Source organism: Micromonospora sp. NPDC000442, assembly GCF_042898635.1.
Lineage (GTDB): Bacteria > Actinomycetota > Actinomycetes > Mycobacteriales > Micromonosporaceae > Micromonospora.
On record NZ_JBIAYZ010000036.1, the window covers coordinates 1 to 26,063 of the forward strand.

Genomic DNA, 26,063 nt, shown 5'->3' on the forward strand with positions numbered 1-26,063 from the left:
ATCGAACCCCACGTCGTGCCCGTGTCGTGCGTGGTCGCGTAGACCAGGTGCTGACCGTTGTACGGCGCGTGCGTGAAGTCCTTCAACGACACCCAACCCGACCGCGGCTGCGCCAACGCACCCGTCGACGACCACCGGTACGACGACGGCAGATTGCAGTTACCCGACGGCGGCGGCGTGGTCGGCGGCGGGTTCGTGCCGCCGTCGACGCGGACAAGCTGCCACTGCTGGTTGGCGCCGTTCCAGTCGTCGTACTGGACGATGTTCCCGCCGTCGGCGGTCGAGGCGCCCTGCACCTCCATCACCTTGTTGCTGTTCCGGTTGATCAACCGGACGTAGCCGCCGTCGGAGTCGGCCAACCGGAACTGCTGGTTCGCTCCGTTGTGGTCCGCCCACTGCACGATGCTGGCGCCGTTGGCGGTCGACCAGTTGTAGACGTCCAGCACCTTGCTGGACAGCCGCGACTTCAACCGGTAGTAGCCACCGCCCGAGTCCACGAACTGCCACTGTTGCTGGTTGCCGTTGTTCCGCGACCACTGGGTGATCCGCGCGCCGTCGTTCGTAGCCAGGTTGTACACGTCGAGGGCCTTGCCGCTGTTGCGGTTGACCAACACGTACCAGGCGTTGGTGTCTACCGTCGCGGCTGCGGCGGGTGTCGACACCGCCACTGCGGCGGCGCTACCCGCCACCACCGCTGTCACGCCCGCTGCGGCGACCCGCAGCAACCACCTACGCTGCCGCGCGGGCGGCGGGAGAGCGGGAGATCTACCAAAGGCAGACATGTTCCTCCTTTAATGACCGAGAGCCGACCGGTCCGCCCGAGGATGGGCACACCGTCGAGCATCTGCGCCGTCAGTGTTAGCGCTAACATCAATGTCGACGCGTCCCCGCACACGCCTGATTTGCCGGCCGGACGAAGCAGGCTCGCCCGGTAAGCCGTAGGCATCGCCGTCCTTGACCATCGACTGTGGGCGATAACACGTCGTTCGTCAAGACGTAATGTTCCGGAATCACGAGGCCGTGACGTTCCCGAATTATCGGACACCTGACCTGCTACCGCCACGGCACAGCCACTCACCGACCGCCTGCGACACCCACACCGTCCCGGCCGGCCGAACTTCCCACCGAGCACCCCACACCCGCCAGCATGGTGACGCTAACATCGATGTCTACCCATCCGCTGGGAGACTTGCAGGGGCGCGGACGCCAGCCGGTCGGGCACCCGCAGGCACCCGGGTCGGGCTGGGCGGGTTCGCGGCCGGGGCGGCGGTCCAGGCTCAACCGGCACGGCCCTACGACGTGGCGCCCAACATCTTCCCCAGCAGGCCGGAAAGCAGGCGCTGCTCCTGGTCGGTGAGCAGCGCCAGCCGCTCGGACGGGAACTCGAACGCGCCCCGGACGACGCGGCGCACGTCACGCCCGGCCGGTGTGATCGACACGAGCTTGATCCGCCGGTCGTCCGGGTCGGGCGTCCGGGCCACCAGGCCGCGGGTTTCCATTCGGGAGACGAGCTGGGTGACGTTCGAGGCGTCGCACTGCAGCTCCGAGGCGAGTTCCCCCATCGGGCGGCTGTCTCCTACGAGGTGTTCGAGCAGGCAGGCCTGTGCGGCGCTGAGCCCGGCAACCTGCGCCGCGCGGTCGTAGGCTGCGTCGTAGGCGAAGACGAGGTCCCACACCTGCTGGGCAAGGGCGTCCGCCACCTCGGTCATGAGCACAGATTAGTTGACTCCCTCAGGTAACGCTGCTTTAGTGGGTCGAGGAACTTTAGTGAATCAACCAAAGGGTGGTTCGACGTGAAGAGTCCGAGCTCGGTGGGGGCCGGCACGCCCCGCGTGCTGGTGACCGGGGTCCGTGGCAAGACCGGGATGCCGCTGGCCAGACTGCTTGTCGCGCGGGAGGGCGTTGACGTGCTCGGCGGCAGCAGCAACCCAGGTTCGGTCGACATCGACGGTGTCCGCCCGACCGCGTTCTCCTGGGACGACCCAGCCGGGTGGAAGGCGGCGACCGAGGGCGTGGACGCCGTGTACATCGTCCGACCGGATCGTGCGGACGCGCCGGACCTCATCGCCGCGCTGCTCGACGAGACACCCACCGGAGCCCGGATCGTCCTGCTGTCCGAGCAGGACGCCGACTACATGGGCGCCGACGGATGGGCACCGCGCGCCGAGCGGGCGGTACGTGACAGTGGGCACGCCTGGACGATTCTGCGGCCCAGTTGGTTCATGCAGGTCTTCATCGACCCGCGCTTCTACCTCGACCCGATCGCCGACGGGGAGTTGCCGTTCTCCAGCGGTGGCGCCAGCCTGGCCTGGATCGACGCGCGGGACATCGCCGCCGTGGCCGAGCGGGCGCTGCTGAACGAGGGGCACGCCGGCCAGGTGTACGAGCTCACCGGCCCGGAGGCGCTCTCGCTGCCCCGCACCGTGGAGCTGCTCTCCGGCGCGGCAGGTCGTACCGTGACCCTTCGCGAGCTGACGATCGACGAGGCCGTGGAGGGGACCACCGGCTTCGAGCGGGAACTCTTCGCGCTGACCTTCGAACGCGTACGGGCGGGCAGCTTCGCGGAGGTCACCGACTCCGTCGAGCGGGTGACCGGACAGCCCGCGCGGAGCCTACGGGCCTTCCTGGCCGACGCCGGGCCGCCGTTCGGGCAGGCGACCTGACACAGCGGTCGGTGCCCGCCGGCGAGCGCGGACGGTCAACGGCCGGTGGACCCGTCGATCTGCTCACGCAGGATGTCGGCGTGCCCGGCATGCCGAGCGGTCTCCTCGATCATGTGCACCAGGACCCACCGTCGCGACGGTGGCAGGCTACGGCCGGGTGGTCGCGGGGCGTCGAGCGTGAGGTCGGTCCAGGTCTCGATGACCTCGTTGGCCTGCTCGATCGTGTGCCGGTAGTCGGCGAGCAGGCTCTCAACCGTCTCCTCGCGGGTGGGTTGCATCGTACGGCGCAAGTTGTTGATCGGTTCGCCGAGAAAGTAGAACCGCTCGACCTTGGTCACGTGCTTGATCAGGCCCAGCAGGTTGGTGCCAGACGGCACGCCGCCGGCGCGTACCTGTGGTTCCGGCACATCCGCCACCTTGCCCGCGATGGAGTTGCGCAGGTAGTCGAGAAACCCGAGCAGGGCGGCCTTCTCATCGCCGCCGGTCCACGGGGGGCCGACGTCCTTCACCCGCCGGCTCATGCGCCCGCTCGCTCGATGAGCAGAACGTTGTCGGTGATCATGGCGGTCCGTCCGCCGGGGCCGGTGGCTCGTCGCTGCGGCATGTCGGCGCGGAGCACGATCCACTGCCCGGGGTCGAGGGCGAGTTCGGCCGCGACCTCCTCGGGCGTCGGGTAGTACGCGTCGGAATCCTGATTCCAGGACCACGGCGCGGTGGAGCCGTGGTCGACGATGAGGAGCCGACCGCCGGGACGCAGCGCCGCTGCGGCGGTACGCAGTACCCGGTCACGGGGCATCGCGTAGGGGGTGTGCAGGTACTGCGCGGACACGAGATCGAACGTCCCGCTCGGGAAACTCCGGGCCAGATCGTGCGCCTCCGCGGTCACCCTGTCGCCGTGGCCGAGTTCGTCGGCCTGCGCCCGTACCCGATCGACGGCGGTCGTGGAGATGTCGACGGCGGTGACCTGCCAGCCCCGTTCGGCGAGCCAGATGGTGTCACCGCCGGCTCCGCAACCGAGATCCAGAGCCGTGCCGGGGTGCAGCGCCTCGACGCTCTCGACGAGCAACGCGTTGGGACGCCCGGCTCCGGCCCGCCTGCTGCGGTAATGCCTCTCCCAGAACATCTCGGCCTCGGCTGGCCGGGGCACTGCCGCCGCTGTTGCGACCATGGCCATCACCTCCGCAGCCAGCATCACCACCGGGCTTGCCTGCTTGCAAGGAAAATTGCGGATCCGCAAAATGGGGACATGGGTGACAGCGCAGCGGACGTCCTCGCCGGCGTCGGGTCGCGCCTACGGGCGCTACGACGGGGACGAAGCATCACACTCGGCGTGCTGGCGGCCGAAACCGGCCTCACGACCAGCACGCTCTCCCGCCTGGAGAACGGGAAGCTCCGTCCGACACTGGAGCAACTCCTGCCGTTGGCACGGGCGCACGGCGTACCCCTGGATGACCTGGTCGCGGCACCCCCCACCGGCGATCCCCGCATCCATCTGCGGCCGGTACGGCGGAACGGACTGACCGTGATTCCGCTGACCAGACGGGCCGGCGGTGTGCAGGCGTACAAGGTGATCTATCCGCCCGCGGGGCGGGCGGTCACGACGAAACCGCAGACCCATGACGGGTACGAGTGGTTTTACGTACTCAACGGCAGCGTCCGGTTCGTGCTCGGCGATCAGGAGTTCCACCTCAGCGCCGGCGAGGCCGCGGAGTTCGACACCCGGACACCGCACTGGATCGGCAGCGCCGACAGCCAGCCCGCCGAACTGCTCACCCTCTTCGGCGCGCAGGGTCAGCGAGCCCACCTGTCAACGACTCCCGGCGAAGATCCACCGCTGGCCGACGAGGTGCACTGATGCCGGGCCCGACGAATGGCTACGGCACCTTCGGGCCACCTCGTTCGCGGCGGCACCGGGCCTGGACGTGGAACCGCGGCCCCGGCGACCATCGTCCCCGCTCGACCGGTCGCGAGGGTGACCCGGCTGGGAGATCGCGCGCCGTCAGCTCGTCGGCAACCGCCGCCGGATCGCCGGCCGGTGGGTAGGGAGTGCCACCGAGTCGAGGTCGGCGACGACGGCGTCGAGCAGCCGGTTGATTCGTGGTTCCCCGTCGGCGGTGTTCCGCAGCTCGTCGATGATCATCGCCAGGTAGGTGTCGAAGGTGGGGTGGTGCGCCAGGACCCGTACCGTGCCGTCATCGTCCCGCACGACCCCGACCGGATCGGGCCGTGTGGCGAGCCGGCGGAGCAGGTCGTGCGCCTCCTGGACGGCGCGTACGGCGGTGGTGACGTCGTTGGAGGCGGGGGAGAGCGCCCGCGCGGCGATGTCCGCCAGTTGGCGGAAACCGAACCCCACGTCCTGGCCGGGTGTGCGCTCGACGTCGATGGTGACCGAGTTGGCGACGCGTTCGGCGGGCAGTGACCGGGGCTTACCGCTGGGCAGCCGGTGGCAGTGCAGCAACGGTGCCCCGGCGACCACGAAATCTCCCGGCGCCGGTACGACGGTGATCGCGCAGTCGTGCTCCCTGGCCAGCCGGGCCAGCAGGGCGAGGTCGGCGCTGGTGACCAGGCCCGCCGCAGCGGCCGGCACGACCTGCACCACCTCGCCCATGACCCGGGCCGGCTCCGCGCGGTCCGGCACGTGCCGGTCGATCGTGCGGCGGGTCTGCGCGCCGATCGCGACGATGATGTGCGACACCCGCATCACCGTGGTGATGTGGTGCAGGTAGTAGATGAACATTGCGGTGCTGGCCAGGACCAGCGACATCGACACGGCGAGCGAGAGTTCGGGCAGCCGCTCGCTGTCCCGGGCCGGCAGCGCGGCCAGCACCACCATCGCGAAGAGGAACGTCGCGACGAACGTCCCGAGCGTCGACTGGATGACCCGGTCCTGAAGGAACGTGCGCAGCACCCGCGGGGAGTACTGACTACTGGCCAGTTGCAGCGCCACGACCGTGATGGAGAAGACCAGCGCGGTGAACGAGATCATCGCCGTGATGATCGACGACAGCACGGACCGGGCACCCGCGAGGCCGCTGGGCAGGATGCTCTCGACCGGCAACCGCAGCCGCAGCTCCAGCACCGACAGGCCGATGGCCACCACGACGGCGCTCGCCGCGAAGAGCGCCGGGATGAGCCAGAAACTCTGCCGTATCTCGGCGAGCCGGGCGGCGGGCGTACGGGCCCGGCTCACGTCGCCGTGGCCTTGCGCTCTCGGTCGGCGCTGAGGAAGTAGGCGCCGAATGCCCCGGCCAGGGTGCCGAACACGACCACCGAGTAGATCGCGAGCACCAGTTCGACGACCTGGGCGAGTGGGTCGTCCACGCCGAGTGGTTCACCCGTGATGGTGGTCAGCGCGACGTCGTGCAGCGCCCGTCCGTACGACCGGTAGGAGCCGGTGACGACCAGCAGTTGGCCGATGCTGAGGACGACCGTCGCGGTGATGATCGCCAGCCACGCGATCCGGTCGGTCAACAGCCGACCGGCGGAGCGCGAGCCGCGGACGGCCGCGGTGATGACGCCGCCGGCTCGGGCGGCGCGCAGGGCGGAGGCGGCCCGGGCGAAACGGAGGAACGGCACGGCCAGGAAGATGATCTGCCACCAGTTGCGTCGCCAGAACCGGCGGGCGTCATGGCGGGCCAGCCAGGCACGCAGGGCGAACTCGCCCACGAACACCGCCCACAGCACCCAGCCCAGCACGGTCAGGGCGGTGGACAGCGTGGGATGTCCGGCGAGTGCCTGCCCGAGCACGATCAGCACGAAGAGCACGCCGAGGGCGCCCATCGGCTTGTCGAGCCGCCGGGCGACGCCGTGCAGTACCGCGTCCTCCGGCGCCTGCTCGCCGTCGGTGGGCTGGCTCATCGCTGCGCCGGCCGGGCGGCCCGGCCGGGGACGGGCCCTGATGGCCCGATCGGATGTCGGCGGTCGTGGCCACGACCGCCGGACCGGTGCCGCCCGTTCACAGGTACGTCGTCCACGCGCGCTGGCTCGTGGTGCCGTCCCGGAGCGATCGGCGGGTCACGATGAGATCCTCCCGGCGGTCGTGCGGCAGAGCCGCGGTCGGCGCCCTGGCTGGACCGCTACCCGAAATCCTCGGGCGCAAACGTCGAGTTGCCGACCTCCGCCGATCGTCACAGTCACGGGCAGAGACCGTCACGGGTTCGTCGTGTTGTCCGCCGTGGTCGCCGGGTAGGGCAGTCGTAGCAGACGAATCCCCTCAAGGAGTCAGCCATGGCCCACCCCTGGTTCTTTCCCCACGACATGCCGCCGCTGTTCTACGCCGAGCCCACCAACGAAGACACCCGACTGGCCTGTCAGCTGCTCACGACGATGCAGCAGGATCCGCGACTGCGTCACGAACGCATCTGCATCGAGGTGCAGAACCGGGTGGTGGTGCTCGACGGCACCGTGAGCACGGCCGAGGTGAGCGCCGAGGCGCATGCCCTCGCCTGGCGCACACCGGGCGTGCACGACGTCAGCAACCGGCTCCGTCACCTGGGCGGATGAACCTGAATCGCACCGACGTGGCCGGATCGGCTCCCGTTCTTTTGCGGATCCCGTGTCCGGGTACGTCGTCACGATGGTGCTGAACAATCCGGCCGACCTGGTACGCCTGCTCGTGGTCGCGGCGATCATCTATCCGGCACTGGTGGTGATCCTGCGGGTTTCCGGCAAGCGGACGTTGTCCAAGCTGAACGCCTTCGACTTCGTGGTCACGGTCGCGCTGGGCTCGACGCTGGCGACGATCCTGCTGTCGCGGGACGTATCGCTGGTGGAGGGAATCCTCGCCCTGATCCTGCTGGTGGCCTTGCAGTACGCAGTCGCACTGCTCGCCGTACGCTGGCCACCGTCGCAGAAGGTGCTCAAGGCCCGGCCCACCATGCTGCTCCGCGACGGGCAGCTACGAACCGTGACGTTGCGGTCCACCCGGGTGGCGGAGAGCGAGATCCGCCAGGCCGCCCGCAGCCAGGGCGCGGGCGATCTCCACGACCTTGCCGCCGTCGTCCTGGAGACGGACGGCAGCCTGAGCATCATCACCCGCGGGCAGCTCGGTGGCGGCAGCACCCTCGTCGACGTACGCGACGAGGGTCGGTAGCCGGCGGTCCACGACCGTCTGTGCCGCCCGCACCGGTTCGCCGTCAGCCCTCGATCGGTGGGCGGTCGATGTTGAGGTGGAATGCACGCTCCTCGGCCTCCTGACGGGCGGCGACGAAGTCGCGCTGCCAGTCCTGAGCGTCGTCCGGAATGCGTGCGACCACGTGCTCGCCGTGCACCCGCCCGTCCGCGTCGGTCAGGGTGACACCGACGACAGTGTGCCCGCGCCCCGGTATGGCGTAGTGGCGCACCGCCCAGCGGGCGGACATCTGCGCGGCATGGCGGCGTCGTCGGGCACCGCTGGTCAGGACCGCGGAAACCAGCAGGACGGCGGTCAGCACGACGATGGAGATGGCCAGGAACGCGATGATCCGCACCCGCCCGAGGCTACCTCGCTGCCTGCCGCCGGTGCAGCGTACGAGGAGGTCACCGGCGAACCCTTCCCACGAGGACGGGACCGACCACCATCGCCGACACGCTCGACTCCGGCCCGGGTCGTCCCGGGCCGGAGCCGAACTGCGCCTGGCGGTCGTGCGGATCAGACGATGTTGATGTCGCTGCACCACATGTAGGTCTGGTCCATGTGCGACGCCTTCCAGATCACGAAGAGGACGTGCTGTCCAGAGCGTCCGGACGTCGAGACGTTGAACGAGATGTTCTGCGTCGGCGCGTAACGCCCGGTCTGCGTGATCAGGTCGATGTTGCCCCAACCGACGCGCTGAGTGTTCGGGTTGAACCCTTGCCGGGTGAGGTAGACCCGGAAGAAGTCAGCGCCGTGGCTGGCCTGGTCGTAGAACTGAAGCGTGAAGTTGCGGCTGACAGTGGTCGCCTTCCACGCCCCCGGCTGGTTCAGGGCGTCGTTCCTGGAGAGGGCGTTGCTGCACAGCTGTCCGTCGGGCGTACGGGCCTGGAACTGCCCGCCCAGGCCGTCCCGCAACTGGCTCATCCAGTTCCACATGGTGTCGGGGTTGGCCTGGAACGCCCGGTAGCACATCGGGTCCTGCGTCTGCAGCGCCGGATCCATGTGCCGGTGGCCCCAGTTCTGCCAACACTGGTAGGCGCGGGTCGCCGGGTTGATCACGGTGCCGTGGGCCTGGGCGGCACCCGCCCAGGGCAGCATGCCGAGCACCATGGTGAGTGCCAGGACCAGCACCCGGACGGCGGGCCGGGATTGCCGGCCGGATCGGTGGGGATGGTGTGAACGCACGGTGCATCCTCCATTTCTGAGGCGCTCACCGGGACGGGTGTGGGAGCGCTTCCAGCGAGTATCACACCAATCGGACAAGATATCAATGATCGTCTATTGATATCCGTTGTTCAGGTTCGCCGGAGTCGTCACCCGACTCGACGCGTCACCGCTGAGCCTTGAAACATCGGGGAGCAGCATTCAATGATCGATAATTCGGCTTCACCGGCGGCCCGCCGCTGTTCGACTCATGGCTGGCAGCGGTAGCCCGTGCCGGGTTCGGTGATGAGGTGACCGGACCCGCGTGAGGTCCGGTACGAGTTTGCAGCGCAGCTGGGCCAGGCGCTGGCGGTGCCGTGACCAGCAGCGGCCGCGCCCGTAACACCGCTGCAACACCCTTGACACCCGAAGGTGAGCCCGGCCACACTACGCAAGCTAATTCGATTTAGCTGACCACCGCACCCAGCACGGGTCATCCACATCGGGCAGGGAGCCACCCGCCCCCGGAGGAGGCTCATGTCCAACCACGGCACCGCATCACGTCTCGTCGACACCTCCGGCCCACCCCGGTGCCGAGCTGCACCGCAGCGCCCGCCCGAGGTGTCCACCCGGCCGGGCAGGCATCCGCGCCGCGTCCCGCAAGAACTCGGCGGGAGGTGAGGCCGGAAGCCCTTCGGTCGCCGATGTCCGAAAGAGACCGTAGATCCCAATGAGGCCGCGAGAGACCACAGAGGAGTAGTCCCAGATGAGGAAAGCGATCGGAAGACGCCGGCTCAGCCGTGCGATCTCGTTACTCGCGATCATGTCGCTCGGCGCTGGTGCCAGCGCCACCATCTCCGCACCAGCCGCCGTCGCCGGAAAGCGCCCGGTTGCGGAGGGTGCGACCGTCAAACCGGATCGCGGTTCACCGACGGGGTACACCGTCACGTTCGTCTACCACAACCCGAATGCGACACAGGTCCGCCTTGCCGGGGATCTCACGCTGCTCGACGTCGACACCGGCAGCACCCGGTACCAGCCAGAAGAGTGGCAACCAGGGCGGTACCACGCCGGGGGCACCGAGTTCCTCCGGGACATGACCAGGGACTCGAAGGGGAACTGGTCGGTCTCGCTGCCGCTGCATGCCGGGGGAATCAGCTACTGGTACCGGGTCTGGGACCCCACCCAGGGCTGGGAGAACAAGCGCATCTGGGATCCCGCCTCGACGAACCCTCGCCCTCCGGGCGAGTCCTCGTTCCGGGTCAGGAACAACGACGTCCTCGATGCCGTGTACGTGCCGTACGCCAAGAAGCAGAACGACCCGGTGCTGAAGGAGCGTGCGGAGTACGAACTCCCGATCGCGGACCGCAGGAAGCGGGGCACCGTCACGTACATCCCCTACACCACGATCCTGGGCGACAGCGGCCATTACCTCGGCGTCTACCTGCCGGCCGGCTACGACCCCGACCGCGCGGAGCCGTACAAGGTGGCGTACCTCGCCCACGGCATCTTCGGTGACGAGACCGACTTCATGGTCCCGGCGAACGTCCCGAACATCCTGGACAACATGACGGCCAAGGGCGAGGTCGAGCCCACCGTGGTGGTCACCATGGGGAACCACTTCACCGGCACCAGCCTCGGCTTCGGTTCCTACAACCAGACCAACGCCGCCAACAACCTGGTCCAGACGATCCTTCCCCTGATCGAGGAGAAGTACAACGTCTCGACCGAGCGCGCGGGCCGTGCCTACGCCGGGTTCTCCTACGGCGGAATGACGGGCGCCCACGTCATCAGGGGCTACCCGACCACGTTCGCCTATTACGGGCACTTCTCCGGTAACCCGTCCCTGTCCGCTCAGGACTACGACAATGTCGCAGCCGCGGTCGGGGACGACGACCTCTTCGTGTTTCTCGGCAACGGTGTCTTCGAAGGCAACCTCAACGCCCAGAACGCCATCGCGGACAACTTCCGGGCTCGGGGCTACGCCGCCCGGACGACCCAGGTCCCCGGCGCGCACGACGGTATGACGGCGAGCCAACTGTTCACGATCTTCGCCCGCGACCACCTGTGGTCGGAAGTCGACACCGTCGGCACGGCGCGGACAGTGGTCAAGGCGAAGGCCACGCCGGCGTCGATCGCCAGTGGTGGCACCTTCGAACTGCACGTCGACGTGCGGGCACAGTCTCGGCACAAGAAGGCGCCGGAGGTGACAGGTGAAATCACCGTCACCTTCGGTGGCGCCACCCAGGTGGTGCCACTGGCCGGCGGCAAGGCCGTGGCGAAGCTGCCGACCACCGGACTGTCGGCAGGTGTGTACCCGGTCCACGTCGCCTACTCCGGTGACCGGAACTACGCGCCCGCCGCTGGGTTCCACCAGCAGCTACGGGTCCGGTAACACGCGACGTGGTGGGCCGGCGACCTCCGTCGTCGGCCCACCACGGGTGGCCGGTCCCGGATTCCGCCGGAACGGGACGGTCGGCTCAGGGGCGTAGCCACCACGGGCTGGTGTACGCCACTCCGAAGTCGTTGCACGGGTGACCGGCCGGGCCGGGCGTGCCGTTGGGCAGGGACGGATCGGCGACGCGGAGCACCACCCAGTCGCCGTCAGCGACGTCGAGCGGCACCGTGAAGTCGGTGACCCGACCGTTGATCGTGTCGATGACGTCGACGACTGTCGGTGCGGACGTACCGGGGCGCAGGACCTGGATCCGCAACGGCTTGCCGTCCCAGACCGATCCACGGTCGAGGTCCAGCAGGAACCGCACGTCGCCGGAGGTCACGTTCAGTACGCCACCCATGCGTACGCCGTTGGCAGTGGCGTCCACCCGCAGGCCGGAGACGCGGGTGGCGAAGGAACGACGGGCCACCATCGCCTCGAACACCGCGGCCCGGGTGTTCTCGGTGACCCACAGGCCGCTGCGACCCTTGCCCTCGTGGAAACCCCAGGTGGTGCCGTGTTCGTCGGTGACGCCGGTGAGACCCGGACGCCAGCCGGCGTTGAGGCAGGCCACAAGCGGCGACGTCATCCCGGACGACCAGCCCTCGAACAGGTAGTCGTCGGTGCGGTTGAACATCTCCAACCCCACCAACTGGTTGCGGGCCGAGGCGTTGAACGAGAAGTTGTCGAACCGGCCCAGCTCACGGCCGGGATGGTTGAAGCTGGCCAGCCCGCCCGGCCGGCCGATCAGCCAGCGGTACAGGCTGCCGGTGCTGCCGGCCCGCCACAGGTCGGCGAAGTCGGAGGTGTTCCACACGTTGATGTGCCCCTGCAACGGATGGGACCACTCGAATCCGCGGATCGCGGTGAACTGGCCCGGGTCGTTCGCGGCATTGGCGAGGTCACCGGTGGTCCGCCACTCGGAAGAGCTGATCCCCTCGATGGCGAAGAGCGTGGCGTGGTCGGTGAGGGCGGCGACATCCAGACCGGCCTCGCGCATCGAGGCGAACGCGGCCTCGGGGCTGCCGTCGCCGTCCGAGACGACGGTGTGGTTGTGCATGTCGGCGTGGACCAGCATCGTGCCCTGGGTGACCAGGGACGTCCGGGCGGCGCCGGCCGCTGCGGTCGTGGTCGGGGCGCTGGCCATCGTGGTGCTGGCCGCCCGGGCCGAGGTCGGCAGCGCGGCCAGCATCAGCGCGCCACCGGTACCGGCCAGCAACGCCCGTCGGCCGAGCATCGGAGCGACGTTCACCTGACCGTACGGCACCTCGTCGTCGGATCGGTGGTCGTGGTGACAGTGATGGGGATGATGTCCACTCATAGGCAAACATGAACATGTCTCTACTGGACGATGCCACAAAGCTGGGTCATCGGTCAGGCGAACACCTGCCGTACAGAGCTTTCCCGCCGGCCCCACCGACAACGCCTGGGCTCGCTATCGGTCCGTCTCCGGCAGGCGTCCCCGCAGGCGGCCGAGCACGCCGTCGATGTCGCGCAATGCGGTGTCGCTGCCCAGATGTTCCCGTTCCTCACCGAGCGACGCGTGCTCACCGCAGAACCACACCGCACCTGCCGGATGCCCCACCCAACCGGGTGGGGGGTTGACGGCGTCGGCGAAGTACACCAGGACGAAGTCGCTCCGCGCGTCGCCGGGCGGTGACTGATCTGGTTCGAGGTGACAGACGTGGCAGCGCGGGGGCAACATGCGAGCAGTCTGGCAGCCGGCTTCCAGGGGAGCCCGGCACCAAGTGGTGCCGGGCTCCCCTGGATCGGGCGGTTGTGCCTGATCAGGTCGCGGTGCAGCTCAGCGTCGGAGCGGTGTTGCTGCCGTTCCAGCTGCCGAGGAATCCGAAGGTGGCGCTGGCCCCGGCACCGAGTGAGCCGTTGAAGGAGACGTTTGTCGCCGTCACCGCCGAGCCGCTGGCACTGATGGTCGCGTTCCACACCTGACTGATCGTCTGGCCGTTGGCGAAGGTCCAGGTCACCCGCCAGCCGTTGATCGCGGACGAGCCGGCGGTGACCCGCACCTCGCCCTGGAAGCCGCCCTGCCACTGACCGGCGATGCTGTAGGTCGCCGTACAGCCGCCAGCGCTCGGCGGCGGGGTCGTCGGGTTCGGCGGCGGGGTGGTCGGGTTCGGGGGCGGGGTGGTGGGCGGCGGAGTGGTCGGCGGAGGCCAGCCCGGGCCGCCGGGCGGCCAGCCGACCAGACCGCCGCGGTACTGCCCGGCGACGACGGTCATCAGTCGGGTGGCTCCCGCGATGCTGCCGCCGGTGGTGGCCATGCCACCGATCGTCGTGCCGGAGAGGCTACCGCCCAGGTAGACCTCGTAGGTCTGTCCGTGCTGGATCCGGTTGGAGGAGAAGACCACCTCCCGGAAGTTCTTGGGGGCGCGGTAGGAGGCGAGCACCTGGCCGCCGGAGACCAGGTGCAGCAGGGTGCCGGCCGGCTGGCTGCTGGACAGTTGCGGGGCGACCCAGCCCTGACCCGAGGTCGGCGGCAGGCTCAGCACCGCCATCGAGGTGGATCCCGCCCCGAGCATCGTGCCGCCGTTGAAGTGGACCGGCCCGTTCGAGTCGATCGCGCCCTCGCCGGGGCTGCCGGTGCTCGGGCCGCTGACCACAACCGTGCCGGCGGCGAAGGTCACCGAACCGTTGGAGTCGATGCCGTCGATGCTGGAGTTGACCAGGGTGGTACCGCCGGTGAACCGGACGAACGCGTTCGGTGCCACATCGAAGTCGCCGTACCCGTCCTCGACAGCGTTTATCGCGTCGTCGCGAGCAGTGACGTTGACGCTGCCGCCACTGATGGTGACCTGCCGGCTCTCGATCGCCTCGTAGGAGTTGGTGACGGTGACGGTGCCGCCGGAGATGGCGACGGTGTTCTCGCCCTTGATGGCGTCGTCACCGGCGTTCACCCGCACGGTGCCGTTCGTGATGGCGAGTCGGCCCCGGTCCGCCTCGGTGTCGTCGGACTTGATGCCGTCGCCGCCGGCGGTGACGTCGAGGTTTCCGCCGGTGATGTCGAGGAAGTCCTTGCCCCGGATGCCGTCGTCGACCGCGTTCACCGTGATCGTGCCGGACTCGATGACCAGGCCGTCCTTACTGGTGATGCCGTCGTACGCGTTGCCCCGCACGACCAGCGCGCCGGTTCCGGTGATCCGCAGGTCCGCCTTGCTGAACAGGGCGGCGTTCGGCTCGTCGGTGCTCGGGTCCGGATAGACGTAGTTGGTCGCGTCGGAGAGTCGGTTGGTGCTGCCGGCGGCGAGCGTGATCACGACCTCGTCGGCGTCGGCGACCTGAAGCGGCGCGTTGCTGGAATTGTTGATCGTGGCACCGTTGAGGATCAGCTCGACGGCACCCGAGGCGGAGGTGTCGACGCTCAGATAGCCGTCGTTGAGGGTGCCGCTGATCTCGTAGGTGCCCGGCGCGGTGATCGTCACGACCCGCCCGGCGATGGTGACGTCGGCGCTGGGGCTGGTGGCGCTGGCGCCGTTCAGCGTGATGGGTACGGTCGCCTGCGCGGTGGCCGGTGCCCCCAGCGGGCCGGCGATCAGTGCGATCGCGAGCCCGACGGGGAAAATGGCTCTCAGCGGGATGCGTTTCATGGCTCTGTCCTGACTCGGATGGATGGGACGGGATCCACGCGTTCGGTAAACTATAGATGAACGTCGATGAATTTTTGGCCATCGTCCACGATGTGGCCACCGCATCCGTCGTCGATTGGACACGCCGACTGGCCGACGGCCATGAGAACGGCCATCGGCTCAGTGACGTACCGCAGGACGGGTGCCGGGTCAGCCGGCTCGGAGGCCGGTCACCGACGGCCCGTCAGCGGCTCTTCTTCGCCGCTCGCTTACGCGGCGGCGTCAACAGGTCGGCGATCGCGGCGATCGCGGACGGCACCAGGCGGTAGTACGCCCAGACGCCACGCTTGTCCCGCTCTAGCAAACCAGCCTCGGTCAGGATCCGAAGGTGATGACTCACGGTCGGCTGGGAAAGTCCGAGCGGCGCGGTGAGGTCGCTCACGGACGCTTCCCCCGTCGGAGACGACTGGATCAGGCTGAGTAGCCGCAGCCGCGCCGGGTCGGCAAATGCCTTCAGCACTCCCGCGAGCCGCTCGGCATCGGCAGGCTTGATCGGCTCGCCGGTGAGGGGCGAGATGGCGGGCGTCGTAGTCTTCGCAGTTCCCACGCCTTGCATCGTTGCAGCATCAGCCCCGATCGGTGGTGAAACGAGGGCGGGATCACCGTGAGTTGTGCGAGAAAATGCTGACGACGACCTTGGCGCGGGCGTGCTCGGTCTCGACGTACCGGATCGCGTCGGGCACCTCGTCCAGCCGGTAGGTCCGGTCGATGACCGGGGTCAACTTGCCGGACTCGGCCAACTCCCGCAGCGTCGCGAGGTGCCCCCGGCCTGCCGCCGCGAACGGCGCGACGATGCGGTGCCGGACGAAACGCCCCACCAGCGGCCCCCGGACCAGCAGGCTCATCGGCCCGAAGACACTGCCGCCGGTGAACACGCCGCCGCCGGACAGCAGCAGTGTCCCGTCCGGGGTCAGCACCCGCCGACAGCCGGTCAACGACCGGTTGCCGACCAGATCGAGCAGCACCTCGTAGCGACGGCCGGCGCGGACCGCGTCGGTGCGCGTGAAATCCTCCCTGGTGTAGTCGACGACATGGTCCGCACCGAGCGACCGGACCAGGTCAACGTTGCGGGTCCGGCACACCGCGGTCACCTGTGCGCCGTACGCCTTGGCCAACTGCACCGCGAAGGTGCCCACCCCGCCGGACGCCCCGTTGATCAGGACGTGCTGCCCGGCCTGGAGTTCGGCGGCGTCGCGTAGGCAGGCAAGGGCGGTGGTGGCGGCCAACGGGATCGCCGCCGCCTGCTCGAAGCTCAGGTTCCCCGGTTTCGTCTCGACCAGGTTCTCGGCCACGCACACGTACTCGGCGAACGCGCCACCCGCGGGGCCTGCCTCGCCGTACACCTCGTCGCCGGGCCGGAAGCGGGTCACCGCGCGGCCGACCGCCTCGACCTGGCCGGCGAAGTCCTGACCCCGGACCGTCGCGGTGGGCCGGCGGAGCCCGAACGTCAGCCGGGACAGGTACGGGTCGCCCCGCACGGCGTGCCAGTCGTACGCGTTCACCGAACTCGCCCGCACCCGGATCAGCACCTCGTCGTCGCCGGGTGTCGGGACGTCGACCTCACACAGCCGCAGCACGTCGGGTGAACCGTACCGGTGCTGCACGATCGCCTTCATCGGAATCTCCTCGCCGTCACGTGTCGAATGCTCTGCGACTCAGCCTGTCGGCACGGGTCGGACGACGCGTCGGTGTGACGGCGGCACCGTCGCTACTCCCGGCGCGGCAGCGGGCGGCCGGGTCTACTCCGCGGGGAGTACGCCGGGCTGCCACCGTCGGGGCTGCCGAGATCGACGCCGATCGGCCTACAGTGCGAGCATGAGCCGGTCGAGCCCCGAAGCCGACGTGGCATCCCCCGGCGGGCGGCCGACGTCGCGGCCCGGCCCGGGCCTGGCGGTGCTGACCGCGCTCGCGCAGCCGGTCGGCACCGCGATCATCGCCGGTTGGCAGGACGCCGACGTCGGGATCATCGGGTACGTGCTGCTGGTGTTCAGTGGGCTGGCGCTGGCCGACCGGCACCGGTTCCCGAGGCGGAACTTCCTGATCGTGGTCGCCGCCACCCTGGCGTACCACCTGCTGGATCGGCCGGTCGGGGTGAGTCTGCTGGCGCCCATGATCGGCGCGGCGGTGGCGATGGCCGCCGGCCACCGTTGGCTGGTGGCGGCGGCGTCCGCCGGGTCGTACGCCACCTGGGTGCTGGTCAGCAGCGCAACCCTGAACCAGGCCTTGGCGGCGTTGGCGCTGGTCGCCGGTGCCGGCCTGGTCACCGAGATCGGCATCCTGGTCGCGGCCGAGGTGCACAACGGCATCGCGGAGCAGCGCCGGCTGTCCGAGGAGCGGCAACGCCGCCGAGCCAGCGAGCAGCGGCTGCTGATCGCCGCCGAACTGCACGACGTACTCGGTCACCACCTTTCGCTGATCAACATGCGGGCCGGCGTCGGTCTGCACCTGATGGATCGCGACCCGGAGCAGGCGCGGGCGGCGCTCGACGCGATAGCGCAGTCCAGCGCGGAGGCACTGCGCGAGGTCCAGGCGGTGCTCAACACGCTCTACCCGGCTGGCGAGGCCGCCCCGCGAGCCCCCGCGCCCGGGCTGGACCGGCTCGCCGAGCTGACCGACGACGCCGCACTGCCGACCCGGACGGTGATCGACGGTACGGTCCGGCCGCTGCCCGCGGCGGTGGACCGGGCGGCGTACCGCATCGTGCAGGAGGGGCTGACCAACATCCGTCGGCACGCCGGTACGGGAGCCGCCGCCACCGTCACCATCGGGTATCGGCAGGATGCGTTGGTGGTCGAGGTCGACGACGATGGTGGCGGTGTGCGGCAGCCGGGGTCGGCCCCGGCTGGGAACGGCATCACGGGGATGCGGGAGCGAGCTGCCGCATTGGGCGGTGAGCTGACCGCCGGGCCAGCGCCGGACGGCAGCGGCGGCTGGCGGGTGCGTGCCACCCTGCCGCTGGGGCGCGACCAGACGCGGGAGGCGACATCGTGATCCGGGTTCTGCTCGTCGACGACCAGGTGCTGGTCCGGGCCGGCTTTCGCGCGCTGCTGGACGCCGAGCCGGACATCAGCGTCGTCGGCGAGGCCGGCGACGGTGCACAGGCGGTCCGGCTGACCCGGCAGACCGTACCGGACGTGGTCCTGATGGACATCCGGATGCCCGATGTGGACGGGTTGGCCGCCACCCGGCAGATCACCGCCGACCCGGAGCTGTCCGGGGTACGGATCGTCGTACTCACCACGTTCGAGTTGGACGAGTACGTCGGTGAGGCGTTGCGTGCCGGTGCCGCCGGGTTCCTGGTGAAGAACACCCAACCGGCCGAGCTGATCCAGGGGGTACGGGTGGTGGCCGCCGGTGACGGGCTGCTGTCGCCGAGTGTGACCCGGCGGGTGATCGAGCAGTTCGCCGCCGGTACCGCCACGCCGGCCGCACCTCGGCGGTTGGCTGAGCTGACCGAGCGGGAACGGGAGGTGGTGGCTCTGGTCGGCACCGGGCTGTCCAACGACGAGATCGCCGGGCGGCTGGTGGTCAGTCCGGCCACCGCCAAGACGCACGTGTCCCGGGCGATGGTCAAACTCGGTGCCCGGGACCGCGCCCAGCTGGTGGTGTTCGCGTACGAGGCCGGGCTGGTCCGCCCCGGCTGGCTGCCCTGACTGCAAACCCCGATCGGCAGACCGACACTCGACAATGTCGATCGTTGTGAGCCCTCCCCCGCTCGGTTCTCGTCCGCGCTCCCCTATCTGCTGCTGCTCGCCGGGGCCGCCCTGGTCTCGATCGCCCTCGTCGGCAGGTCCCTGGCCCGGCAGGCCCGCGGGCTCTGAACCGGCTGCGCCGGACCTGTGCCGCGACCGCCGGAGTCGGGTCAGACGGGCGCGGCGGCGAAAGCGTCGACAGGTGGTGACAACCTCGACGGGCCGGTACCGGGGTACCGGCCCGTCGAGTGGCCTGTTCGACCGTGTTGCCGGGACTCAAGCGCCCGTGCAGGTGGCAGTGGCTCCGCTGCCGTTACCGGTGCCCTGGAATCCGAAACTGGTGGACTGACCGGCGGCCAGTCGTCCGTTGTAGCTCTGGTTCGCGACGGTGATGGTGCCGCTGGTACCGCTGTTCACCCCGTTCCACATCGAGCTGACCGACGCTCCGTTCGGCAGGATGAGGGTGACTCGCCAACCGGTGAGTGCAACGCTTCCCGCGGTGACGTTGACGTTTGCCACGAATCCACCGTTCCACTGGTCCTGCACCGCGTAGACGGCGGTACAGACCGGGGTGCCGCCGGGTGGCGTGGTCGGCGGAGTGCTGGGCGGGGTGGTGGGCGGCGGCGTGGTGGGCGGCGGCGTGGTGGGCGGCGGATCACCGTCGAGGGTCAGGTTCTTCTGCTGGACGCTCCACTGGCTGCGGCACAGGCCACAGTTGGTGCCGACGAAGTTGGTGCCGGCGGTGGTGTCGCCCTTCAGCCGCCATTTGAGGTAGAGCACCGCGACCCGGCCGAACTCGCCCCCGTTGGGCTGGTCGTAGGTGCCGCCGTGCCCCACGTTCAGGTTGCCCATGAAGGCGGGCAGCCCGGCCGGCAGCTTGCCCCAGTCGTCGATGGCGTTCGGGTAGGCGATGTCGCTGGGCCCGCCGATGAAGTACGCGATCGGCTTGGTCAGTCTCCGGAGCTGGTAGTCGTCGGCATCGTTCAACAAGCCGCTGCTGAAGATACCGGTCGTGGTGACGCGCGGGTCGTTCGAGACGGCGTAGGCCTCCAGCCCTCCGCAGGAGAAGCCCGCTACCGCGATCTTGGACGTGTCGAGTTTGCCGTAGTACTTGCTGCCCTGCCGGGAGTTCTCCGCGACCGCCCAGTCGATGGACTGGGTGAGCATCTGGGAGGTGGTGGAGCCGGATCCGTTCGGGGCACCGTTGGCGATGGCGAGGAAGCCGTGGGAGGCGATCTCGCGGAGGAAGTTGCCCTGCGACAGGCCGTTGGCCGAGCAACCGCCGTTGCCCCAGACCAGGATGGGAAGGCGCTCGGCCGGAAGCGTCTGGGGCCGGAAGATGGTGTGATTGGCCAGGCCCGCCGAGGTCTCGTAGTCGGCGGGATAAGGACCGGAACCGCCGACCGCGGCACCGGCCGGTGACGCGCCGAGCGCCACGATCACGGCGGTGGCCGGGACGATCGCGGCCACGACGCCCGCGTAGATCTTTGATCTCCTGCTCATACACCCTCCAACGGATGTCGGGACGGCACTCCCCGCGGTGGCGGTGGCGGTGGTTCATTCGCGCCCCGACCAGGGCGGCCAGCGCTGGCCACGGGTCGGAGCGCGCGGACCGCCCGGCCGCGGTCCCCACAGGCGATCCGATGGGAGCTGTGTGCAGTTACTATCACTCCCGCAACGAAAAGTGTCAATGCAATGTCCGACCTGCCGGACCCGGGCCGCCGTCGGCCGGCAGGGAGTGAGCCGCCGTACTTCCGCCGGTCGGCTCCGGCCGGGCCGGGTCGTGCGAGGCCCGGAAATGTGTGATCCACGAGGCGGCGTCCGGCCAGTACGGTGTCGCCACCTGGACCAGACGCGCCTGTGCGAGCGCACCGAGCGCGGAATGGATGTCGAGGAAGGTCTCTCTGGCCTGCTGGCGAGGCCAGGGCCTGGGCAGCAGATGGTGGGGCAGATCCGGATCGGTGTCCGGGAACTTGCGCCAGGAGTCCATGGCGGAGGTCCGGGCAACCAGCGCCCTGGCCGCGTCCACCTCACCGTTACGGGCGGCTACCCGCAGTTCCGCGTACTGCTCGATGAAGGCCGTGTAGGCAGCGGCGAGTGCGGTCAGGTCGTACGCCGAGGCCGGGCCGTGGGGTCCTGCCTCCTCGTCGAAGCGCACGTGCATGATCGACCACCGAGCACCCTCGACGGGGTGCAGCAGTTGACTCAGCGCATCCCGCACCGGCGCGGCCTCGCGTCCCGGCCGGATCCACACGCTGTCGTACAGGCCCACGAACCGCAGTGAACTCAGCGACTTGCGCACCGCATGACGAGCCGCCTGGCCGGAGCTTGGGATCGAGAAGGAGACCATCACCCATTCGCCGGTCCAGTGCGGCGGATGGGCACCGAAGTTCAGGAAGTGCTGCATCCGGGAGCGATGCTTGGCGATCGCCTGCGAGGTGAGGTGATAGACCGGCGGCCTTCCGTTGCCCCGCGTCGCGATGAGACCACGCTTGACCAACCGGGACAACGCCGCACGGGCGCTGGACTCGCTCACCCCGAACTCGCGCAGTATCGCGATGACCGCCGTCGACGGCAGATCGGCCTCCGAGGAGTCGAGATACTCGCCGAGCAGGGTCGTCAGCAGATGTTGCGGACTGGAACCGATCTGGGCCCGGGGAATTCGGACGTCGTCGGCGGGTTCCTGGGCGTTCACCTCATCAGCCTGGCACCTGACGCTTCCGGGGGAAGGGGCACACCGGGACGTCAACGGTGCCGAGTGCCGACGGCCGTGACGGCTACGCGCCCTGTCCCTGGTTCTGCATCAGTCCGCCGTCCATGAAGTACGTCGACCCCGTCACGTAGTCGGCGTCGTCGCTGGCCAGGAAGACGGCCAGCTTGGCGATCTCCTCCGGCTGCGCGGCCCGCTTCCACGGGATCGACTGCACCTGCTCCTCCAGGAACTTCGGGTCGTCGATCGCCTGCTGGTTGAACGGGGTGAGCACCATGCCCGGGCCGATGTTGTTCACGTTCATGTGCATCGGGGCGACCTCCAGGGCGATGCTCTTGGCCAACTCGAGCATGCCGCCCTTGCTGGCGTCATAGTCGGAGCCACCGGCCCGGGCCACCTCCTGGTGGATCGAGGTGATGTTGATGATCTTGCCTTGTCCGCCCTGGTCGCGGCGGTGGCGGATGAACCGCCGACAGCAGAAGAACATCCCGTACAGGTTGGTCCGGATCGCCCGGTCCCAGGTCTCGGTGTCCAGGTCGGCCACCGGAATGCCGGAGGCGTCCACGCCCGCGTCGTTCATCAGGATGTCCAGCCGGTCGAACTTCGAAAGGGCCTCGTCGAACATCGCCTCGACCTGATGCTCGACGCTGATGTCGCCCTGCACCACAACGGCCCGCCGACCGGCCTTCTCGATCTCGGCCTTCGTGTGCTTCGCGCCCGCGTGATCGTGCAGGTAGTGCACCACGACGTCGGCGCCCTCGCGGCCGAACTCGATCGCGGTGGCTTGTCCGATTCCCGAGTCCGAGCCGGTGATCAGAGCGGTCCTGCCCGCCAGCCGTCCGGTCATCAGGGCTCCCTCCATCGCTGCCGGGTCGCGGCTTACCCGCCTGCCCCGGTCCTAACCGAACGGGATCGGACCCGGACGCGGCGGCACGAAAGCAGCGGGCGGGTACCCGGGCCCGCGTCCGGTCGCAGTGCGCCTTACCGTCCGCTTCCGGCCTCCACCTGGTCGATGACCCAGGCGGCGTTGATGAGGCCGATGTGGGAAAGCGCCTGGGGGAAGTTCCCGATCTGGCTGCCGTCGCTGCGGTCGATCTCCTCCGACAGCAGGCCGAGATCGTTTGCCCGGGCGGTCACGCTTTCGAAGATTCGCCGGGCCTCGTCGATCCGCCCGGCCAGAGCCAGCGCCTCGACCAACCAGTACGAGCAGGTGATGAAGGCACCCTCGTCGCCCGCTCCCGTCCAGCGCTGCACAAGACCGTCCCGGGTCAGGTCGCGTTCGATGGCGTGCACCGTGGCGAGGACCCGCTCGTCGTCGCCGGGAAGAAACCCGAGGATCGGCATGCCGAGCACGCTGGCATCGAGGTGATCGGAGCCGAACGCGCCGGTGAACGCCCCGCTCGACGGGTGCCAACCCTCGTTGAGGATCGCTGCGCGTACCTCCTCCCTGGCCTTCGACCACCGCGGCACCGCTGCCTCGGCGTCGAGGGCCCGGGCCAGCTTGACGGCCCGGTCCAGGGCCACCCAGCACGACAGCTTCGAGGTCAGGTAGTGCCGCTCTCCCTCGCGCCCTTCCCAGATGCCGGCATCCGGCTGCCGCCACGTGTCGGCGGCCCGGTCAGCCAGTGATCGAAGCAGGTCTGCGGCAGCGGGCGAGAAACCCGCCACCTGGTCCCGCAGGACCCACGCACATTCCAGCACCTCGCCGAGGACGTCGAGCTGCTTCTGCTGCCAGGCGTCGTTACCGATCCGCACCGGCCGGCTGCCGCGGTGACCCTCCAGGTGCTCCAGGGTGTGCTCGGTCAGGTCACGCTCGCCGCCAGCGCCGAACATGATCGGCACATGGTCGGCCCCGCTGACCGATCCCATCGACACAGCCATCCAGTCGAAGAACCTGCGCGCCTCGTCCGGACAGGCGGCGACCCACAGCGCCTTGAGGGTGAAACTGCCGTCTCGCAACCAGGCGAACCGGTAATCCCAGTTCGCCGCGCCGCCGACCTTCTCCGGCAGCGAGGTGGTGGCCGCAGCGATCACCGCACCGGTCGGCTGGTAGGTCAACGCCTGCAACACCAGGGCGCTACGCCGGACCTGCTCCCGGTAGGGCCCCTGATAGCCCTGGTGAATGCGATCCCACGACTGCCAGGCGGCGATGGTGTCGCGTAGTGCCGCGCGCCCGTCCAGCGGCACGATCTGCTGGTTGGCGACGCGGCGGTGGTGCAGCGCGAGCATCGCGCTGTCGCCCTCGGCGAGAGTGAACCGCCCGGTCACCACTGGACCGTCGATGGCCATTTCACGGTCGCTGGTAAGCACCAGCCGGTCGGTGCCTCCGGATATCTCGATCCCCGCCGGCGTCTCGGCAATCGAAGGACTCGTCAGCCCGTACTCCGGCCGGGCCGCGACCTCGATCGCCACCTCCACCGTGCCGGCGACTGTCTCGATCTGCCGCAGCAGGACGTGCGGGGCGGCGAAGCCGATCCCGTGACCGCGTTCTCCGAAGCCGAGACCGAGGGCATCCGTCAGGCGCAGCAAGCCGTCCCGGGTGTGGAACTCCGTACGGAGCACCATCGTCCCGTCGAGGTACTGACGAACGGTCGTGTACGGCGCGAGCGGCCGAATCGACCAGTGGCCACCGGTGGCGCCGAGCAGACGCGCGAAAACGCTCGGCGCGTCGAATCTCGGCGGACACCACCAGTCCACGGAACCGTCCGAGGAAACCAATGCGGCGCCCTGGCAGTCGCCGAGCAGCGCATAGTCACTGATCACAGCCACGCCCCGCGCGTACCCGCAGCGATGCCCCCTACGCCATCCGCCGCGACCGGCAGAAGCATTCCCACAAGCAGGAGCCGGCGAAACCGGGCCAGGGCCGCCGGTGCGGCACGTGGTCGCCGGCGAAGGCGATCAGCGGCGCTGCTCGCCCGGGGTCTCCGTGCGCCCTCGTGCCGGGGGCGAGCCTACTGCGAACGGGTGGCGGAGCCGCCGCATCGCTTCTTCACTGCCGTCGACCCGGGTACCCGAATCGTCGGACTCGTCGAGGGTGGGTGCGGCGAGAAACAACGCCGAACCGGGCTTGCCGTTCGATGCCATGCAAATCCTTCTTGAGGAGCGGAGCGCACCTGCTGCGCGAGATCAACCGCCGGGTGACGTCGTGACATCCGACGTTCGTTACCAGCCTGACGGCGGCGTCCCGGTCGCGGACGACTGTCCGCCGATACCGACAGTACCCGCCTGCGGCGTCCGCGATACCCCTGGACGGATCCGAACCGACCCACCTGCTCGCTGGCCCGGTCAGCGACGGTCGAGTGCCGACTCCAGGCGTTGGATGAGCGTCTTGCGGCCCTTTCCTGCGCGTTCTTCGCGAAGCGCCGCCCTGAGCTGACCGGTGTCGAGGTCGCGGACGTGCCGGGTCGCCTCGGCGACCGGTAGGTCGGTGAGCGACACGGACGACGCGGCGTTCCGGCGCGCGCGCTTGGCTGGGCCGGTGTTGGCGACGTACTGCTTGCCGGACTTCGACGCGTTCCGCTTCTTCGCGTCGGTCGCGCGTCGCTGCTCCGCAGAGAGCTGGTTCCATGCCTGGTCGGGCAGGTAACGGTCGGTTTCGCCGTCGTGTCGCGCCCGAGTGCCGCCCTGTCTGGTCCGCCACTTCTGGTCGCCCCATTGCTGCAGGGACTTCTGCCGCTCGTCCTTCTGGCCTTGATAGCCGCCGCCGCGTTTCTGGTACTCCTTGGTGAGCAGCTGCGACTTGCGCGCCGACCACTGTCCCGGACGGCCGCCCCGGTCGGACGCCTTGATCTCTTCCTTGATCTGTTCCCGCAGCTCGGGCTTCGTGTACCGCGCCATGCCCGCTGGGTACCCGTGGCCACGCCCGGTACTCACCGGTGCCGGGATCGTCGGCACCAGACAGCCAGGAGCGACAGCCGCCACGGCGGCTCACGACCCGCGAACCGCCTCGATTATCGTCTCGGCGATCTCACCCGGCTGGGCCGCCGCCATCGCGTGCGAGCCGCCGACGATCTCCCGCTGGCCCCGTGGTTCGGCCCGCTCGGCCATGAACCGGTGCGCGGCGACCGGGATGTTCAGGTCGGCGTCGCCGAACACGAACCAGCTGGGCAGCGATCGCCAGGCGGGGGCGCCGGAGAGCCCGTCGCTCAGCGCCTGTTCGGTGATCGGTCGCTGGGTCCGGGCCATGAGCGCGGTCAGGTCGGACGACACGTCGGCGGCGAACTGCGCGTGGTAGGCGTCCTGGCCGATCGCCACCTCGTTACCGCCGCTCGACAGCGGGTACTGCACCAGCGTGTCGGCGAGCGTGCTGCCGGGGAACTTCCCGGACAGCGACAGCGCCGATTCACCGGTGTCCGGGGCGAAGGCGTTGACGTACACGAGGGCTCGCACCGATGACTCGTCGGCCGCCGCCTGCGTGATCACCATTCCGCCGTACGAGTGGCCGACGAGAACGACCGGCCCGCCGATCCCCCGTATCACGTCCCGCACGTACGCCGCGTCGCCCGCGACCCCCCGCAGCGGGTTGGCGGCGGCCACCACGTCGTAGGCGGCACCCAGCCGCTCGATCACGCCGTTCCAACTCGCCGACTCGGCGAACGCGCCGTGCACCAGGACGATGGTGGGCTGAGAATCGGGCATGACGTTGCGCTCCCTCACTCCGT

General features: G+C 69.4%; 27 protein-coding genes. 7 read left to right on the top strand and 20 right to left on the bottom strand.

Annotation, left to right across the window (positions count from 1 at the left end; translation table 11 throughout):
- Positions 1–782 (bottom strand): non-reducing end alpha-L-arabinofuranosidase family hydrolase (locus tag ACFY2A_RS29655; RefSeq protein ID WP_387176527.1); only part of this gene is annotated, 782 nt, incomplete at its 3' end.
- A gap of 510 nt (positions 783–1,292) precedes the next feature.
- A complete protein-coding gene (locus tag ACFY2A_RS29660; protein WP_387176529.1) occupies positions 1,293–1,709 on the bottom strand; it encodes a MarR family winged helix-turn-helix transcriptional regulator in 417 nt (138 codons plus the stop codon).
- Positions 1,710–1,793: 84 nt separating this feature from the next.
- Between ACFY2A_RS29660 and ACFY2A_RS29665 the strand changes: the two genes are divergently transcribed.
- Positions 1,794–2,663, top strand: a complete 870-nt coding sequence (locus ACFY2A_RS29665; RefSeq protein WP_387176531.1) for an NAD(P)H-binding protein — start codon at positions 1,794–1,796, stop codon at positions 2,661–2,663.
- Positions 2,664–2,698: 35 nt separating this feature from the next.
- Here the strand turns inward: ACFY2A_RS29665 and ACFY2A_RS29670 are convergent, their stop codons facing one another.
- A complete protein-coding gene (locus ACFY2A_RS29670; protein ID WP_387176533.1) occupies positions 2,699–3,184 on the bottom strand; it encodes a DinB family protein in 486 nt (161 codons plus the stop codon).
- Entirely contained in the window at positions 3,181–3,831 is a 651-nt protein-coding gene (locus tag ACFY2A_RS29675; protein ID WP_387176535.1) for an SAM-dependent methyltransferase, read from the bottom strand. Before ACFY2A_RS29675 ends, ACFY2A_RS29670 begins: the two co-directional genes overlap by 4 nt.
- A gap of 78 nt (positions 3,832–3,909) precedes the next feature.
- On the opposite strand from ACFY2A_RS29675, the gene ACFY2A_RS29680 reads away from it, so the two are divergent.
- Positions 3,910–4,518: a helix-turn-helix domain-containing protein gene (locus tag ACFY2A_RS29680; RefSeq protein ID WP_387176537.1), complete on the top strand. Its 609-nt coding sequence runs from the start codon at positions 3,910–3,912 to the stop codon at positions 4,516–4,518.
- A gap of 144 nt (positions 4,519–4,662) precedes the next feature.
- Here ACFY2A_RS29680 and ACFY2A_RS29685 read toward each other — a convergent pair whose 3' ends face one another.
- Both ACFY2A_RS29685 and ACFY2A_RS29690 read right to left on the bottom strand, forming a co-directional pair.
- Positions 4,663–5,853, bottom strand: a complete 1,191-nt coding sequence (locus ACFY2A_RS29685) for a DUF2254 domain-containing protein (protein WP_387176539.1) — start codon at positions 5,851–5,853, stop codon at positions 4,663–4,665.
- Positions 5,850–6,521 (bottom strand): hypothetical protein, encoded by a 672-nt coding sequence (locus ACFY2A_RS29690; RefSeq protein ID WP_363925644.1) that lies wholly within the window; start codon positions 6,519–6,521, stop codon positions 5,850–5,852. The genes ACFY2A_RS29685 and ACFY2A_RS29690 overlap by 4 nt, the downstream gene beginning before the upstream one ends.
- A 369-nt stretch (positions 6,522–6,890) precedes the next feature.
- On the opposite strand from ACFY2A_RS29690, the gene ACFY2A_RS29695 reads away from it, so the two are divergent.
- A complete protein-coding gene (locus ACFY2A_RS29695) occupies positions 6,891–7,166 on the top strand; it encodes a BON domain-containing protein (protein ID WP_363925643.1) in 276 nt (91 codons plus the stop codon).
- Between the two features lie 52 nt (positions 7,167–7,218).
- Positions 7,219–7,755 (top strand): DUF421 domain-containing protein, encoded by a 537-nt coding sequence (locus tag ACFY2A_RS29700; RefSeq protein WP_387176542.1) that lies wholly within the window; start codon positions 7,219–7,221, stop codon positions 7,753–7,755.
- A gap of 43 nt (positions 7,756–7,798) precedes the next feature.
- Here the strand turns inward: ACFY2A_RS29700 and ACFY2A_RS29705 are convergent, their stop codons facing one another.
- Entirely contained in the window at positions 7,799–8,131 is a 333-nt protein-coding gene (locus ACFY2A_RS29705; protein ID WP_363925641.1) for a hypothetical protein, read from the bottom strand.
- 161 nt (positions 8,132–8,292) lie between these two features.
- Positions 8,293–8,961, bottom strand: a complete 669-nt coding sequence (locus ACFY2A_RS29710; RefSeq protein ID WP_363925640.1) for a lytic polysaccharide monooxygenase — start codon at positions 8,959–8,961, stop codon at positions 8,293–8,295.
- 724 nt (positions 8,962–9,685) lie between these two features.
- Between ACFY2A_RS29710 and ACFY2A_RS29715 the strand changes: the two genes are divergently transcribed.
- A complete protein-coding gene (locus ACFY2A_RS29715) occupies positions 9,686–11,314 on the top strand; it encodes an Ig-like domain repeat protein (RefSeq protein ID WP_387176545.1) in 1,629 nt (542 codons plus the stop codon).
- Positions 11,315–11,399: 85 nt separating this feature from the next.
- On the opposite strand, the gene ACFY2A_RS29720 is transcribed toward ACFY2A_RS29715, so the two are convergent.
- The 5 genes from ACFY2A_RS29720 to ACFY2A_RS29740 all read right to left on the bottom strand — a co-directional run bounded on the left by ACFY2A_RS29720 (position 11,400) and on the right by ACFY2A_RS29740 (position 16,616).
- The gene (locus tag ACFY2A_RS29720; RefSeq protein WP_387176547.1) at positions 11,400–12,677 is read right to left on the bottom strand and encodes a CehA/McbA family metallohydrolase; all 1,278 of its coding nucleotides are present in this window, start codon (positions 12,675–12,677) and stop codon (positions 11,400–11,402) included.
- Positions 12,678–12,791: 114 nt separating this feature from the next.
- Positions 12,792–13,061: a hypothetical protein gene (locus tag ACFY2A_RS29725; protein WP_387176549.1), complete on the bottom strand. Its 270-nt coding sequence runs from the start codon at positions 13,059–13,061 to the stop codon at positions 12,792–12,794.
- An 82-nt stretch (positions 13,062–13,143) separates the two neighbouring features.
- Positions 13,144–14,961, bottom strand: coding sequence for a carbohydrate-binding domain-containing protein (locus tag ACFY2A_RS29730; protein ID WP_387176551.1), 1,818 nt, complete (start codon positions 14,959–14,961; stop codon positions 13,144–13,146).
- A gap of 223 nt (positions 14,962–15,184) precedes the next feature.
- Entirely contained in the window at positions 15,185–15,556 is a 372-nt protein-coding gene (locus ACFY2A_RS29735; protein WP_093411352.1) for a helix-turn-helix transcriptional regulator, read from the bottom strand.
- Between the two features lie 43 nt (positions 15,557–15,599).
- Positions 15,600–16,616 carry an NAD(P)-dependent alcohol dehydrogenase gene (locus tag ACFY2A_RS29740; RefSeq protein ID WP_363925635.1) on the bottom strand — a complete coding sequence of 339 codons (1,017 nt, stop codon included), beginning with the start codon at positions 16,614–16,616 and terminating at the stop codon, positions 15,600–15,602.
- Positions 16,617–16,815: 199 nt separating this feature from the next.
- Between ACFY2A_RS29740 and ACFY2A_RS29745 the strand changes: the two genes are divergently transcribed.
- Positions 16,816–17,991 carry a sensor histidine kinase gene (locus ACFY2A_RS29745; protein WP_387176554.1) on the top strand — a complete coding sequence of 392 codons (1,176 nt, stop codon included), beginning with the start codon at positions 16,816–16,818 and terminating at the stop codon, positions 17,989–17,991.
- Entirely contained in the window at positions 17,988–18,653 is a 666-nt protein-coding gene (locus ACFY2A_RS29750; RefSeq protein ID WP_363925633.1) for a response regulator transcription factor, read from the top strand. The genes ACFY2A_RS29745 and ACFY2A_RS29750 overlap by 4 nt, the downstream gene beginning before the upstream one ends.
- Before the next feature lie 315 nt (positions 18,654–18,968).
- On the opposite strand, the gene ACFY2A_RS29755 is transcribed toward ACFY2A_RS29750, so the two are convergent.
- From ACFY2A_RS29755 to ACFY2A_RS29785, 7 genes are all read right to left on the bottom strand, one after another.
- Entirely contained in the window at positions 18,969–20,195 is a 1,227-nt protein-coding gene (locus ACFY2A_RS29755; protein ID WP_387176556.1) for a cellulose binding domain-containing protein, read from the bottom strand.
- Between the two features lie 184 nt (positions 20,196–20,379).
- On the bottom strand, positions 20,380–21,387 hold the full coding sequence (locus ACFY2A_RS29760; protein ID WP_387176558.1) for a PaaX family transcriptional regulator C-terminal domain-containing protein: 1,008 nt from the start codon (positions 21,385–21,387) through the stop codon (positions 20,380–20,382).
- A gap of 82 nt (positions 21,388–21,469) precedes the next feature.
- Positions 21,470–22,249: an SDR family oxidoreductase gene (locus tag ACFY2A_RS29765; protein WP_363925630.1), complete on the bottom strand. Its 780-nt coding sequence runs from the start codon at positions 22,247–22,249 to the stop codon at positions 21,470–21,472.
- Between the two features lie 134 nt (positions 22,250–22,383).
- A complete protein-coding gene (locus tag ACFY2A_RS29770; protein WP_387176560.1) occupies positions 22,384–24,171 on the bottom strand; it encodes a glycoside hydrolase family 15 protein in 1,788 nt (595 codons plus the stop codon).
- Positions 24,172–24,300: 129 nt separating this feature from the next.
- The gene (locus tag ACFY2A_RS29775) at positions 24,301–24,486 is read right to left on the bottom strand and encodes a hypothetical protein (RefSeq protein WP_363925627.1); all 186 of its coding nucleotides are present in this window, start codon (positions 24,484–24,486) and stop codon (positions 24,301–24,303) included.
- Positions 24,487–24,687: 201 nt separating this feature from the next.
- Positions 24,688–25,239 (bottom strand): hypothetical protein, encoded by a 552-nt coding sequence (locus ACFY2A_RS29780; RefSeq protein WP_363925626.1) that lies wholly within the window; start codon positions 25,237–25,239, stop codon positions 24,688–24,690.
- A gap of 90 nt (positions 25,240–25,329) precedes the next feature.
- Complete coding sequence (locus tag ACFY2A_RS29785) at positions 25,330–26,040, bottom strand: alpha/beta fold hydrolase (RefSeq protein WP_387176562.1); 711 nt, start codon at positions 26,038–26,040, stop codon at positions 25,330–25,332.
- Positions 26,041–26,063 lie beyond the last annotated feature (23 nt).

Coding starts and splice junctions, on each gene's coding strand:
- ACFY2A_RS29660 (WP_387176529.1), bottom strand. CDS start 1,709: ATGACCGAGGTGGCGGACGCCCTTGCCCAGCAGGTGTGGGACCTCGTC.
- ACFY2A_RS29720 (WP_387176547.1), bottom strand. CDS start 12,677: ATGAGTGGACATCATCCCCATCACTGTCACCACGACCACCGATCCGAC.
- ACFY2A_RS29695 (WP_363925643.1), top strand. CDS start 6,891: ATGGCCCACCCCTGGTTCTTTCCCCACGACATGCCGCCGCTGTTCTAC.
- ACFY2A_RS29690 (WP_363925644.1), bottom strand. CDS start 6,521: ATGAGCCAGCCCACCGACGGCGAGCAGGCGCCGGAGGACGCGGTACTG.
- ACFY2A_RS29715 (WP_387176545.1), top strand. CDS start 9,686: ATGAGGAAAGCGATCGGAAGACGCCGGCTCAGCCGTGCGATCTCGTTA.
- ACFY2A_RS29670 (WP_387176533.1), bottom strand. CDS start 3,184: ATGAGCCGGCGGGTGAAGGACGTCGGCCCCCCGTGGACCGGCGGCGAT.
- ACFY2A_RS29775 (WP_363925627.1), bottom strand. CDS start 24,486: ATGGCATCGAACGGCAAGCCCGGTTCGGCGTTGTTTCTCGCCGCACCC.
- ACFY2A_RS29745 (WP_387176554.1), top strand. CDS start 16,816: ATGAGCCGGTCGAGCCCCGAAGCCGACGTGGCATCCCCCGGCGGGCGG.
- ACFY2A_RS29765 (WP_363925630.1), bottom strand. CDS start 22,249: ATGACCGGACGGCTGGCGGGCAGGACCGCTCTGATCACCGGCTCGGAC.
- ACFY2A_RS29735 (WP_093411352.1), bottom strand. CDS start 15,556: ATGCAAGGCGTGGGAACTGCGAAGACTACGACGCCCGCCATCTCGCCC.
- ACFY2A_RS29725 (WP_387176549.1), bottom strand. CDS start 13,061: ATGTTGCCCCCGCGCTGCCACGTCTGTCACCTCGAACCAGATCAGTCA.
- ACFY2A_RS29730 (WP_387176551.1), bottom strand. CDS start 14,961: ATGAAACGCATCCCGCTGAGAGCCATTTTCCCCGTCGGGCTCGCGATC.
- ACFY2A_RS29675 (WP_387176535.1), bottom strand. CDS start 3,831: ATGGTCGCAACAGCGGCGGCAGTGCCCCGGCCAGCCGAGGCCGAGATG.
- ACFY2A_RS29740 (WP_363925635.1), bottom strand. CDS start 16,616: ATGAAGGCGATCGTGCAGCACCGGTACGGTTCACCCGACGTGCTGCGG.
- ACFY2A_RS29785 (WP_387176562.1), bottom strand. CDS start 26,040: ATGCCCGATTCTCAGCCCACCATCGTCCTGGTGCACGGCGCGTTCGCC.
- ACFY2A_RS29780 (WP_363925626.1), bottom strand. CDS start 25,239: ATGGCGCGGTACACGAAGCCCGAGCTGCGGGAACAGATCAAGGAAGAG.
- ACFY2A_RS29680 (WP_387176537.1), top strand. CDS start 3,910: ATGGGTGACAGCGCAGCGGACGTCCTCGCCGGCGTCGGGTCGCGCCTA.
- ACFY2A_RS29755 (WP_387176556.1), bottom strand. CDS start 20,195: ATGAGCAGGAGATCAAAGATCTACGCGGGCGTCGTGGCCGCGATCGTC.